This window comes from Rahnella sp. PD4, from assembly GCF_049199325.1.
GTDB classification, from domain to species: Bacteria; Pseudomonadota; Gammaproteobacteria; order Enterobacterales; family Enterobacteriaceae; genus Rahnella; species Rahnella perminowiae.
Genome location: NZ_JBLZQF010000034.1, coordinates 1 through 288, shown reverse-complemented (window position 1 = coordinate 288; position 288 = coordinate 1). Strand labels below are relative to the sequence as shown.

The following is a 288-nucleotide window of genomic DNA, read 5'->3' as shown; positions in this document are numbered from 1 at the left end:
ATGGGGAGACCCCACACTACCATCGGCGCTACGGCGTTTCACTTCTGAGTTCGGCATGGGGTCAGGTGGGACCACCGCGCTAGTGCCGCCAGGCAAATTCTGTTTTATCCGTACCGCAGCGCATCAGGGTTTCTCACCCCACGCCGCCATACGAACCAATTCCGGAACATTCCGCTGAAAATCTACTCTCTCGAGCCTGTCTCTCAAATCAAAACACCTTTGGTGTTGTAAGGTTAAGCCTCTCGGGTCATTAGTACTGGTTAGCTCAATGCATCGCTGCACTTACAC

At 53.5% G+C, this 288-nt stretch carries 1 rRNA gene; it reads right to left on the bottom strand.

Annotation, left to right across the window (positions count from 1 at the left end):
• Positions 1–93, bottom strand: a 5S ribosomal RNA gene (gene rrf, locus ACOZIO_RS25090); the annotation flags it as partial.
• Positions 94–288: the final 195 nt, after the last annotated feature.